Source organism: uncultured Succinivibrio sp., assembly GCF_902756765.1.
Lineage (GTDB): Bacteria > Pseudomonadota > Gammaproteobacteria > Enterobacterales > Succinivibrionaceae > Succinivibrio.
Window position 1 is genome coordinate 1 of sequence record NZ_CACVSS010000062.1, and the last position, 12,142, is coordinate 12,142.

The 12,142-nt window shown below is 38.0% G+C and carries 8 protein-coding genes; 3 read left to right on the forward strand and 5 right to left on the reverse strand.

Annotated elements, in window-relative coordinates; all coding sequences use genetic code 11:
• From QZU45_RS08760 to QZU45_RS08780, 5 genes are all read right to left on the reverse strand, one after another.
• A partial coding sequence (locus QZU45_RS08760) for an AAA family ATPase (protein ID WP_295354247.1) occupies window positions 1-1,694 on the reverse strand: 1,694 nt, incomplete at its 3' end.
• 267 nt (window positions 1,695-1,961) lie between these two features.
• On the reverse strand, window positions 1,962-2,246 hold the full coding sequence (locus tag QZU45_RS08765) for a hypothetical protein (RefSeq protein ID WP_295354249.1): 285 nt from the start codon (window positions 2,244-2,246) through the stop codon (window positions 1,962-1,964).
• Window positions 2,247-2,634: 388 nt separating this feature from the next.
• A complete protein-coding gene (locus tag QZU45_RS08770; RefSeq protein WP_295354252.1) occupies window positions 2,635-3,741 on the reverse strand; it encodes a porin in 1,107 nt (368 codons plus the stop codon).
• A 250-nt stretch (window positions 3,742-3,991) separates the two neighbouring features.
• The gene (locus QZU45_RS08775) at window positions 3,992-5,092 is read right to left on the reverse strand and encodes a porin (protein ID WP_295354255.1); all 1,101 of its coding nucleotides are present in this window, start codon (window positions 5,090-5,092) and stop codon (window positions 3,992-3,994) included.
• A 386-nt stretch (window positions 5,093-5,478) separates the two neighbouring features.
• A complete protein-coding gene (locus tag QZU45_RS08780; protein ID WP_295354258.1) occupies window positions 5,479-6,573 on the reverse strand; it encodes a porin in 1,095 nt (364 codons plus the stop codon).
• A gap of 630 nt (window positions 6,574-7,203) precedes the next feature.
• Between QZU45_RS08780 and QZU45_RS08785 the strand changes: the two genes are divergently transcribed.
• The 3 genes from QZU45_RS08785 to QZU45_RS08795 all read left to right on the forward strand — a co-directional run bounded on the left by QZU45_RS08785 (window position 7,204) and on the right by QZU45_RS08795 (window position 12,087).
• On the forward strand, window positions 7,204-7,428 hold the full coding sequence (locus QZU45_RS08785) for an AAA family ATPase (protein WP_295354261.1): 225 nt from the start codon (window positions 7,204-7,206) through the stop codon (window positions 7,426-7,428).
• 305 nt (window positions 7,429-7,733) lie between these two features.
• The gene (locus QZU45_RS08790) at window positions 7,734-11,531 is read left to right on the forward strand and encodes a DEAD/DEAH box helicase (protein WP_295354264.1); all 3,798 of its coding nucleotides are present in this window, start codon (window positions 7,734-7,736) and stop codon (window positions 11,529-11,531) included.
• Window positions 11,532-11,715: 184 nt separating this feature from the next.
• Window positions 11,716-12,087 (forward strand): AAA family ATPase, encoded by a 372-nt coding sequence (locus tag QZU45_RS08795; protein ID WP_295354267.1) that lies wholly within the window; start codon window positions 11,716-11,718, stop codon window positions 12,085-12,087.
• The last annotated feature ends 55 nt before the right edge of the window (window positions 12,088-12,142 follow it).

The window sequence follows — 12,142 nt, forward strand, 5'->3', positions numbered from 1 at the left end:
CGGTATCTTTCGATTTCCTCTTTTGCCTCTAATAACTTACCTTCAACAGCAGGCTTGCTGCCATCCTTTTTATGCAGGTATTTAAGCTCTAACAGGAAATAGTGTCCGTTAGGATAGGTATTCTTTACAAAGATATCAGCAAAGCCTTTGCCGGTGTAAAACTCAGTGTAGGAGCTAAGCATTTTCTTTCTACTGTTATTGATAATACTGTCACATATCAGCTGCAGTGCCATCTCTGTGAATTTTCCCAAAGACTGAGGATTAAGCTTGGTCTCTATCTGTTCTGTTATTATCTGTAAAAGAGGAGTTATATCAGCAGACTCTTCATACATGGAGGATAAATCTTTGTAGGCATCTGCTCTGTAGCCTATAGATAGACGGCAGTAGTCTAAAAACAGCTTCTCATAGACTTTATTTGGAATAACAAAGCTTGTAACTCCTTCTTCTCTGGATGCATCGGTGTCTATTGTCAGATAGCCCAGGTGGTAAAGCATAGATACCATCTGAGCTTTATCAAAATAATTGGTACTGTTAAGATTCATCTTGTCTGGGAGCTCTGTAACAATAGGCGCTTTGTTAAACATTGCCCTGACTATTTCCTCTCTGACATCATCCTCACAGAGATTCAGCATTCCCCTTAACTTGCCGGCATCGTCATTCAGAGATATTTCATTTGGATAAGGAAGTTCTCTTTCCAAAATCAGGCTTCTAAGATAGGCAAGACAGAGGTTTGAATTAAAAATTTTCTCTTTTGCTTTCTTCTCAAAAGCATAACCGTCAAAGTTCTCTTCCATAATCTGCATTATCTGTTCTTTGGTTATATCAGGTAGCACAGATAAATCTACAGTCTCATCAATAACTTCTGATAACTCATCATGAGTAAAACCTATCATCTCATTGAATAAAGAGATTGAACTGATATTCGTTGCAATATTAAAGCCCGAGGTTACAGAATCTAAAGAAACAGATGACACACCTGTGATGAAAAATCTGTCAGAAACAGATGACACACCTGTGATGAAAAATCTGTCTATAGAGCCAGATCTTGAGCCTCGGTAATACTTTTTTAATAAAGCATAGAATCTCTTGATGAGTCCCTCATGATCTTCAGCAGTTGAAGTTATATCTTTAAAGGCTTCCTTATCTCTGGTCAGAATCTCATTGGCAAAATGATCATACTCATCAATGATGACATACAGATATTCACCGTCTTTTGCCTTCTTTGTGAAATTTTCCAGAAAAAACTGCATTAAATCAGAGGCTGTTTTATAACGTGAATAATCCAGTTCTTCATCTGTCAAACCTTTATCGGGGTAGAACTTCGTAAAGTCTTTAATTGAACCGCCTACAGAAGAAAGAAATGTATAGTTAACATCTTCTGAATCAGAGGAAACATCAGAAAAATCAAAGTGGATTACGTAATAGGAGCTTGCAAGAGGAGTTCTGTGATCATAAATCCAGGTACCTTTGAAATTGTTTTCAAATTTGTCTTTTTCATGAATATCGTAGTAGCTGTGCAGCATATCTGCTGTAAGACTCTTACCAAAACGTCTGGGACGCAGAAATACAGGAACCTTGGTACCTGCATTATTCTCAAGGTAATCAATAAATCTGGTTTTATCAATGTAAATACCGTTACATTCTCTAATCTCTGATAGAGAACGCATTCCAACAATAACCTTTTTTAAAGCCATTACGAATCCTTATTCAAGAAAAATCATCAAAGGACATCTTCAAACTCTATGATCTACATAGGTTATTATACATTAAGAGGCCTTACAAACATGCTCTGCTGAATGGTTTTAAACAAAAATCATGGTTGCAGATCATTAATCAAATAACAAAATTATAAAAACAGAGTTAATTGTGACAAAGAAAGAAAAATATGAATAGCAAATACAGAGAAATACAGATGCCATGTGTGGTCAACATCTGTACAAGTAAAAAAGACTTGAGGATAATCAGTTTACAGACTTTAACTCAGAAGTGTCTGTTTTTTCGTTTTTCTGAACCAGACAGTTTCCGTTGGAATCACAGTTGGAAATGATACTGTTGACACCGAACAGATCGAACTGCAGGAAGGACTGATTCTGCATATAGCCAGTTTCAGAATATTTCTCATTATTCATTTCTGAATAGGCATGGAAATCATTGTTTAAGGAAAGACCGCTTTTTTCAAAAATGGTTGCAGCATATGATGAACTGGAAATAACTGCTGCAGCTAAACAAACCACCAACCCTTTCATGATAATCACCCACACATACGCTCAAAATTCTTCATGTATTTGAAGATTAGGTCAAAAACACGTAGTATCAAGAAGTTAATCCTAATAATGTGATTATCGTGCATATTTTTGCTAATTTTTTTTACAATAAGTCAAATGGTTATGGATTATTTTGGGTTGAGATCAAATTTTTGAGGTGAAGATTAGTCAAAAACATTTTTTTTAAGACTTTTTCTCAAAACTATGTTTTCAAAATTTAATTAAGATTTGATTAACGACAAAAATTTAGAGATTAGTTACAGGACTTTAATACAGATCACATTATTTTTGTTATCTACATGATATTTATAATAAAAATCCCTGGAGGATTTACTCTTCCAGGGACTGCATTTAGAATACCTGAATTCTATTAGAAGGTGTAACGTGCACCAACTGAGAATACGGTCTCACGAGCTGACTCAAGAACTTTCTCATCTTCAGCAGAAGCGCTTGAACCTGCGTTGAAACCAGCCTCGGTCCATACGTTGAAGTTAGAGTTGATAGCGTAATTTACGAATACAGGAATACGGCGAACGATTGCCTTGTTGGTCTTCTCGCCTGTAATCATGTTTTTCTTGTGGTAGAAGCTGTTCTCATAACCGGCAATTACTGATACACCGTTGTCGAAAGCATAACCAGCAGCTAACTCAAAACCATCGTTAACAATCTTCTGGGTATCAGCAGCATTTCTTAAAGCAGCGTGCTCATATAAAGCAGCTACGTAGAAGCCTGAATCAACGTTGCCCCAGGCAATAGATGCGTTAGCGTGCTTGAAGTTGTTGAAAGCGTTACCATTATTACCAGTTACATCATTGTCTGACTGGCCCTTAACATAGCTGTAACCAGCCTTGAATGATAGAGGTCCGAATACAACGTCATCAATGGTATAACCTAAAGCACCGTTTAAGCCACTGTCAATAGCAAACTTATCGTTACCATTGTTGAAGTACTCTGAATCAACTAGCTTAGCATTGTCCTGAGCAGTCTGAACACCGGCCTGAGCAAAGAAACCGTAGTTATTGAAAGTGTACTGTAACTGACCACCACGACGCTCACCGTTGTGCTTACCCTGAACATTACCAGCAGCATCCTCATAGATATCGGTAGCAGCTTCTACTGAGTAGGTTGAATCCAGGAAACGACCAGCCTTAACTAGACCGAACTCACCGAAATCAGCACCAACGTACTGATCACGAGCTTCAAAGTTCTCATGTGATGAACCATCGGTAGCATCCCACTGAGCATAACCGATACCAGAAACCCAGTCTGCTAACTGAGTCTTACCACCGATACCGAAACGAGCTGAATTCTGGATTGATGAATCCTTTTCAGCTGCCTTTCTGTGGTTTCCGTTGTAGAAAACTGACTGAACACGACCATCAATAGTTAATGAAGAACCGTCTTTCTCGTAAACAGTAGCTGCGTTTGCGGAAACTGCAACAGCGATAACTGATAATGCTAATAATGATTTTTTCATAATTAATTCCATAAAAACAAAAATAAGGCGTTAGCTAATACTAACTAACAACAAAATATTTTAGCGCAATAAAAGAGTTTTGCAATAAATATTTAAGCTAGATCACACACATAATATTAAAAATTGTAAAGTGATCAACTAATGGAGTGCTAAGAAAAGAGTTTTAATGGAAAAATTGAATGAGTTCAAAAATCCCCACAGATTTCTCTGCAGGGATCATAATAGATAATCTAATCAGATTAACTGATTATTAGAAGGTATAACGAGCACCTAATGAGAAGAAGTTCTTATCCTGTGAACGAGTGTAGTTAGCAATCTTGTCTGCATGGTCAGAACCAGCATTGAAGCCAAACTCAGTCCAAATATTGAAGTTTGAATTTAGCTTATAGTTAACAAACAGTGGAACACGACGGATCTGGTACTTGGTCTGGCCATTAGCGTTATTAAGCTCCCAGTAAGATACTTCGTAACCTAACAATGCAGATACACCGTTGTCAAATGCATAGCCAACTGATAACTCAAAGCCATCATTCTTGGTAGTATTATCGGTTGATGCAACAGCAGTCTTGCCTAAGCCATTGAACTTAGCATAATCGTAAATAGCTGCCATGTATAAGCCTGAGTTTAAATTACCCCAAGCTAAACCGAAGTTTGCATGCTTGAAGTTATCAAATGAAGCACCGGTAGCTGCGGTAACATCATTGCCATCCTGGCCCTTAACATAGCTATAGCCAACACGGAAATCTAAAGGTCCAAATACGATATCACCAGTCTTATAGCCTAATGCAGCATTAAAGCCTGAATCAACCTGCTTTGCATTGCCGCCAACCTTGCCTGAATCCTGAGCAGTCTGAACACCAGCCTGAGCATGGAAGCCATAGTTCTCATAGATGTAGGTTAACTGACCACCACGACGGTCACCATTGTAAGAACCCTGAAGAGTACCAGCAGCATCTTCATAGTGATCGGTTAAATTCTCAACATAGTAGCCAGAATCTCTATAACGGCCAGCCTGTAATTTACCAAACTCACCAAAATCAGCACCAACGAACTGATCACGAGCAGTGAACTGTGCGTTGTTTGAACCATCAGAGGTATCCCACTGAGCATAGCCATAGCCTGCTACCCAATCAGTAATCTGGGTCTTACCACCGATACCGAAACGTGCTGAATTCTTGATATTAGAATCATTCTGAGCAACAACTTTATTTGCCTTGTGATTTACACTGTAATAAACAGACTGAACACGGCCATCAACATATAGCTTAGTGCCATCCTTTTCATAAATAGTGGCGGCATTTGCAGAAGCTGCTACTGCAACAACTGCTAAAGCTAATAATGATTTTTTCATAATATATATCCCCAAATATTATCTGATAAAAAAACTGCAACCGTATAAAACGATTACACGCAAATTATCGCTCATATTTAAAATAAATATTTCGAGTTCATCACAAAAATAAAATATTACAGATTTCTAACCCTTTGTTTTTTTAAAAAAATTGATATTACTAGCAATTTTTTTAAGCTAATTATCTGATTTTCTAAGCAGATAATAAGAAATTAGAACATATACAATCATTTCTGTGAGTATATACAATAAATTTAAATTATTTTTGAATTTATATAATTAAGATATGATTATAAATATTCATTTTTTTAGGGAGATTGCATAAAAAAAATCCCCACAGATTTCTCTGCAGGGATCATCTAGTTTAATAATTCTAATCTATTGAATTAGAAGGTGTAACGAGCACCTACGCTAAATACAGTATGATCTACCTTCTTGCTATAGCTTGTTGCTGGGAAGTCATCTTCATGATCAGATCCTGCATTAAAGCCAAACTCAGTCCAAACATTGAAGTTTTCATTTGCTTTATAGTTTACAAATACAGGAATTCTCTTTTTCTTAGCTTTATTGCCATTTGTTGCTGTATCGGTTGAAAATTCATAACCTACTAATGCAGATACACCATTGTCAAATGCATAGCCAACAGCAAGCTCGACACCTTTTCTCTTCCAAGATTCATCTGTCTGGAAATCCATCTTTGCATACTCATATAAGGCAGCAGTGTAGAAGCCAGAGTCTAGATTACCCCATGCAACACCAAAGTTTGCATGTTTAAATTTATCAAAAACTTTACCTTGTGCAGTTGTAACATTACGTGCTGTTACATATCCTACATCACCATCTTTCTGTCCCTTTAAGTAGCTATAGCCGGTACGGAATGATAAAGGACCAAATACAACATTCTCAAAAGTATAGCCTAAAGCACCATTAAAGCCAGAATCAACAGCATATTTATTGTCATTGTTGATTCTTGCGTTATCCTGAGCAGTCTGAACACCTAACTGACCATGGAAACCATAGTTATCATAGGTATACATCATCTGACCACCACGACGCTCACCATTAAAGATACCCTGAACAGTACCAGCAGCATCTTCATAATGATCAGTTACGTTTTCTGCATAGTATGATGAATCAACGAAACGACCAGCCTGTAAAACACCAAACTCGCCAAAATCAGCGCCAACGAACTGGTCACGAGCCTCGAAATTGCCATGACCAGCACCATCAGCAACATCCCACTGAGCATAACCGATACCAGCTACCCAATCAGTAATCTGGGACTTACCACCAACACCAAAACGACCAGAGTTCTGGATTGATGCATCATGCTCAGCAGCCTTTCCGTGGTTTCCGTTGTAGAAAACAGCCTGAACACGGCCATCTAGAGTTAATGAGGTACCGTCCTTATCATAAACGGTAGCTGCATTTGCTGATGCTGCTACAGCAACAACAGCTAAAGCTAATAATGACTTTTTCATAATATAAATCCTTATAAATTCTTTAAAATATATGTAACCGTTTAACCGGTTACATTACTTAGTTTACTTAAAGAAATTCTAAAAACAACTTTAAAAATCATGAAATTAAAAATATTTGTCGTTTTATCTGTTTTTTTTATTACTCTGTGATGAACTCAACATTTTTCTTAGGTAAAACAGCAAAATTTGAGGATTATTTCTAATGAAATAACAGATTCTTTATGAGCTTACCCCCATTAACTAATGAGATTTCAATCAATATTTTGTGAAGATAAGTTTATGTATAACGGCTAATTATCAGCTTAGATAGAGATTCTAAAATTATACAAAGTTGTTTAATAAAGTAAACAAACAAAAAATGTTAACTTCATCATAATTAGTAGTAATTTACGGACAGATCTGAAGAAAAATGTAGGTATTTACAAGGAAAAAACTTCTTTTAAGGAAGATGGATAGTTAAGTTATACGTACAAATGTGCATTTCTGATGAAGTATGTATTCACAGCAATTTTTGTTATACATGAAAATAACTCTACCAATTACATTGTATTTACACAAATTTTAGTTTTAATTCCTTTTATTGAAAGACCTCTAACCATTTATAATGGTAACTGGTTATGGAGATAGCTCATGAAAAGAATTGCTCAGTCAGAACATATCGAAAATTTAGTTCAAGATGATTCGATATATATCGACAAGACAGAATATATTTATAAGCTGACTGATCAATACGAAAGAGTATTCTTCTGTCGTCCCCGCCGTTTTGGAAAATCTCTTACCTTAAATATCATAGGAACTCTTTTTGAAATAGGAGTTGAGCCTTATTTTAAGGACACCTGGATTTATGACAAATGAAAGCATGATAAATATCCTGTACTACTTCTTAATTTTCTAAAATATCAAACTGGTAGCGTAGAACAATTTAAAGAATTTTTTTTCAAATAAAATAACGGAAGTTGCAGATAATTTTAATCTCAAGGGAAAAGTAAAAAGTAAAGAGCCAGATCTTGCCATCTCTCAACTATATTGCCTAGACAAACTGTTTAATAAAACTGCAATTCTGCCCTTTTTGTGAACAAGAACCGCAAATAGTGACCCTATTCATCTTGCCTTAATATAAAATTGTTCAGTTCAGATTTATTAAGGATAACAATAGGAAAATGGCTAATAAATACGGTACTACCTGGTGGGGAGAGAGATGGCTCAATGCACTCACAGGTATAGATGAGGAGAACAGAATTCCAAGAGGACTCTCCTACGCAAACTCAGACAAGGTATATGCACTTAATCCTGATATAAACCGAGGCGTCATAAAAGCCCGAGTTAAAGGAAATTATGATCCGTTCTATTCTGTTAAAATCGAGTTACCACAGTTTACATCTCAGGAGAGAAAAGCCCTTTTAGACGCCATAGCAAAATCTCCAGTAATTCTGGCAAAGCTCTCTGCCCGAGAACTTGCTCCTGAAATTGAAGAAGAAGCATCAAAACTAGGAATCAATATCTTTCCGCGTAAATGGGATGACTTAAAGTTCAAATGCTCCTGTCCTGACTATGCTGTCCCTTGCAAACACATAGCAGCAGTAATCTACAAATTCAGTCAGGAGATCGATGCTAATCCTTTTATCCTCTTTGAACTCAAAGGACTTGATATAGTAGCAGAGCTTAAGCGACTCAATATCAATCTTGAGCAGGTAGAACAGACGGAAATGCCAAGCTGGAAGGAAATTCTTGAACAGCCTGGTTTGGACAAGATGACCTCAATTGAGGATCTGATTAAAGCCTCATATATAGAAATTCCTGATTTACTTGATTCAGTACTTGGACTTTTCAAACCTTCACCTGCTGGTTTTGTGGAAGGTGATCTCAGAGCCATTGTAAAAAAGTGTCTTATAAAGGCAGCAAAGCTTGCGGATAAACAGCTTAAAGATAAGACCGACCGTGATCTCCCAGAGTACAACGACAGCAATCCATTACTAACCATTGACTCCTGGGGCCGTAACCATTTAGACAAAACGTTATTCTGGACTATTCATCCTGTAGAGAACAACGGTGAACCACTTAAAAAGACACCTTTTGATCCAGCCTCAGAGAATTATGAGAATGCACCTTATTATGAAATGTTCTCGGGAACCATTGAACCTCGCAAAATTGAAGAGGCACCTTATGAAATAGAAGCTATGTATCATGCCTGGTTCATTGCAACAAAACTTGTGACAAAAGGTGCTGTTATCCCCCAGATCTACGAGCCGATTGAGGATTTCTTCTGTGTAAGGTGGATCCCAAGTATCATGTCCGATGAGGTTCGAAAAGTTGTCGATGAGGTTGGCAAAGCATTTCTAATATTCCCTGATTCAACCATCAGAATAGACCGCAGACCGGAGCATTTAAGTGCCAGCGTCTTAGGAGAGATTATCTTAAGCTTCTTTATAGAAAGCTATATCATTAAAGCCTTCACCACTCTTTATCCTGACAGCTATGACAATCAGTCAATTGAAATAAGCTCGGTATTCCTGCGTAAATTTGTTGATATTGAAGAGGATATTGCAGGAGAACGAGTAAAACTTGGTCTTGAGTCCTGGATCGCACCAATCTATCTTCAGAATCTTAAGGTACTGCCGGTGATTATTCTTGAAGACAGGTCCGCATTATCAAAACATACGCTGGATGCCATCATTGAAGAAGCTAGAGATGTAAAAGAAGAAGCTTCTGATGAAGAAGCTACCGATGAAGAGAATGCAGATAACAAGTACGTCGATATTGCAGCAGATGAAACAGATACCTCTCTGACAGCTCCTGTTGTTGATGATGAGATTGAGCTTCTTCCTCTTAGAGAAAGAACACTAAAGAAACTTTTTGCAAATAAGGACGGAGTATCCATCACCATGGGATTCAACCGTCTGGATAAAGCAGGAATTCCAGAGGAAGCCTTTATTCCTTTAACACAGATTCTGGAGAACAACGAGTACAAAAAAATAAGATTTGAGTGTCTCAGAACTGTTGCAAGATTAAGCTCAGTCTGCCCAGTTCTCACCGAACTTCTAGAAGATCAGAAAGGAGAAGGAATCATATCCTTAGACAGTCTTGCCGAGATCATTCTCTCCACAATTCCTGCCATGAGACTGTTGGGAGTAAAACTGATTGTTCCTAAGTCACTTAAGAAGGTTCTAACTCCTAAGTCAGCCATGACCATCGGTACAGATGGCAAATGGGATGAGAGTATGGGATATATGGGACTTGCTGATTTACTCAATTTCCATTGGGATCTGGCACTTGGCAATCACCCCATCTCAGAAGGTGAGTTTAATGAACTCAGAAAGCATGAAGGAAAAGTGGTACGCTTTAGAAATTCCTTTGTGTATGTTGATCCTTCCGTTACCTCACGAATTGCCAAAAAGCTTCTGACTGCCAACGCAACTCCAACCAAACAGAGACTGATGGCAGCAGCCCTCACAGGCCACTTTGGACAGAACAATGTTCAGATTACAAAAGAGCTGCAGTCCTGCCTTAAGAATATACTTTCTGAGAAGAGTATTGAGGTTCCGCCAACTCTTCAGGCAAATCTTAGACCATATCAGCAGAGAGGCTACAGCTGGCTTACCCGTAACCTGAGAACCATGATGGGATCAATAATTGCAGATGACATGGGACTTGGTAAAACTCTTCAGGTTATAGCTGCAATTGAGAAACTTCGCTATGACGGAGAACTTGAGGACAAGCAGGTGCTGATAGTGGTACCAACCTCACTTTTGGTTAACTGGAGCCGTGAGCTAACAAAGTTTGCCCCACAGATTACCTATAACATCTACTACGCAGAGAAGAATCTTAAGAACCATACCCATGTGGTAATCACCACCTACGGTGTTCTTAAAACCGAGCTTAACAACCTAAAAAAACTCAAACTGAGGCTAATGGTTATTGATGAGGCTCAGGCCATTAAGAACAACAAGTCTCAGGTTTTCAGGGCTGTTCGAGCCATAAAGGCAGACTCAATGATTGCCATGTCCGGTACTCCGGTTGAAAACAGACTTATGGAATACTGGTCAATTATGGATTTTACAAATCCAGGACTTTTAGGCACAACCGACAACTTCAAAAAGGAGTTTGCAGCTCCTATTGAAAAGGAACGCAACATTGAAGCAGTCAACAGCTTCAAGAGAGTCACTGCTCCATTTATCATGCGAAGACTTAAAACAGACAGGAGTGTTATTGACGATCTTCCAGAGAAGATATCAACAGACAAGTTCTGTACTCTGACACCACAGCAGGTAGCTTTGTATCAGGAGAAAGTCGATATCAGTATGAAGATTATGAAAAATGCGGATCCGAAGATTCGTGCCGCTGTTGTCTTAAATCTGATTCAGAGTCTAAAGCAGATCTGCAATGCACCTGCCCAGTTCTCAAAGGAGGATAAGTTCCAGGATGCAAAATACGCTGGAAAGATGGAAGTGCTATTTGATCTTTTAGATGAAATGAGAGAGAACAAAAAGAAAACTCTTATCTTCACTCAATTCAAATCCATGGGTGATCTGCTTCAGAAATGGATCAGAGATAAGACCGGATTTGAACCACAGTTCCTGCACGGAGGAGTTCCATCACAGCAGAGAGCCAGAATGGTTGACAGATTCCAGAACAAAAAAGATGAACAGTGTATGATCCTATCCTTAAAAGCTGCCGGTACCGGTCTGAATCTGACCGCAGCATCATCTGTAATTCATTATGATCTGTGGTGGAATCCTGCAGTAGAATCACAGGCTACCGATAGAGCCTACAGAATCGGACAGAAGAACAATGTTCAGGTGTACCGATTCATCTGTGCCAATACCTTTGAGGAGAAAATCAACGATATCATCAACTCCAAAAAGGAACTTGCCGATCTGACGGTAAATACTGGAGAGAAATGGATTGGAGACTTGTCCAACCGACAGATTGAGGAGATTTTTTCAATCTCAGAGAATTAATAAATTATAGCAACGAGCTCTTCGTTACAGATATCATGCATCGGCATTCGTTACAAAGATGAATGTCGATTTTATTGCTATTATCAAAAGATGATGTATTAGTCGAGAGGTGCTAGTTCCAAGGAAATGCATCATATTATGCTATAATTTTCTTAAGGTTAAAGGCTGCGAAGGAAAGCAAATTATGTCAGATGGCACAGTAAAATTACTCAATAATCCTTATGGAAAAGTTTCATTTGATTTATTAAGAAAAAACAATCAGGCTTTTGCAGATAAAAGTCTGATTATCAAATCTCTAGATGATAATAGTCTTAGCTGGTACCCTGTACTTCTGCGTCCTCGTCATTTTGGTAAATCCTCCTTTGTTTCAATGCTTAAATGCTACTATGACATTTCCTACAAAGACAGATATGAAGAGCTCTTTTCCGGTACAAAGATTTATGAAGAGAATTTACCTAACCACAACAGCTATCATGTAGTCAATTTTGATTTTTCTGCAGTTTCAACTGATGTTGACCACCTCCTCTTGCTAAAGCAAGAGGATTCCTACTGCTGACATTACTGTTCAGCTTCGGTGGGTTCACAGTGCTGACGCCTTTTGGAGTTCACTT

Bases quoted from the DNA above. Each gene is read 5' to 3' on its own strand.
- QZU45_RS08765 (WP_295354249.1), bottom strand. From the start codon at position 2,246: ATGAAAGGGTTGGTGGTTTGTTTAGCTGCAGCAGTTATTTCCAGTTCA.
- QZU45_RS08770 (WP_295354252.1), bottom strand. From the start codon at position 3,741: ATGAAAAAATCATTATTAGCATTATCAGTTATCGCTGTTGCAGTTTCC.
- QZU45_RS08775 (WP_295354255.1), bottom strand. From the start codon at position 5,092: ATGAAAAAATCATTATTAGCTTTAGCAGTTGTTGCAGTAGCAGCTTCT.
- QZU45_RS08780 (WP_295354258.1), bottom strand. From the start codon at position 6,573: ATGAAAAAGTCATTATTAGCTTTAGCTGTTGTTGCTGTAGCAGCATCA.
- QZU45_RS08785 (WP_295354261.1), top strand. From the start codon at position 7,204: ATGAAAAGAATTGCTCAGTCAGAACATATCGAAAATTTAGTTCAAGAT.
- QZU45_RS08790 (WP_295354264.1), top strand. From the start codon at position 7,734: ATGGCTAATAAATACGGTACTACCTGGTGGGGAGAGAGATGGCTCAAT.
- QZU45_RS08795 (WP_295354267.1), top strand. From the start codon at position 11,716: ATGTCAGATGGCACAGTAAAATTACTCAATAATCCTTATGGAAAAGTT.